The organism is Pseudoalteromonas sp. SWN29 (assembly GCF_015864465.1).
Taxonomy (GTDB): Bacteria; Pseudomonadota; Gammaproteobacteria; order Enterobacterales; family Alteromonadaceae; genus Pseudoalteromonas.
In genome coordinates this window covers 1-513 of the sequence record NZ_JADYXE010000197.1, presented here as the reverse complement: position 1 = coordinate 513, position 513 = coordinate 1, and the positions used below count along the sequence as shown (strand labels likewise).

At 40.5% G+C, this 513-nt stretch carries 1 protein-coding gene; it reads right to left on the bottom strand.

Annotated elements, in window-relative coordinates; all coding sequences use genetic code 11:
- On the bottom strand, nt 1–321 hold a 321-nt coding region (locus I6F53_RS20465), incomplete at its 3' end, for an IS110 family transposase (RefSeq protein ID WP_197240987.1).
- Nucleotides 322–513: the final 192 nt, after the last annotated feature.

Genomic DNA, 513 nt, shown 5'->3' with positions numbered 1-513 from the left:
GTCTGACTTGTCTGTCTTATGGACAAGCCCTAATGAACTTGCGTACTGTTTTGCTTTACCAGGATTTACATGTAATAAAATAAATCCTTGCTCGTATAGGAAATACATCAGCGGCTCGCTATAAACACCTGTGGGCTCTGTTGTAATAACAATGTCTTGTGCTTTTAAATTTGTATTCTTTATCAACCAGGCAACTAACTCTTGATAGCCCTGCGGGTTATTTTTAAAAATCTTCGTTTTCTTTTTACTTTTGACTACATCGCGTAGCCAGGAAATATCTAACTTTTCTTTACCCACATCAATGCCAATAAAAGCTTTCATCTCTATCTACTCCCCTTGTACATGCAGCGTCACCCTTAGTTGGGGCGCTAGGATACCATTCAGTTTAATTGAGGTTAGGAAGTCAGGGCTCAATCTACGTCACAGCATTTTCACACTCTGGTTGGGTACGAGCTCACTGTCTTCCCGATGTGACAAGTGCTAGCTAAACACTCATCAAGAAGAGATACAAGG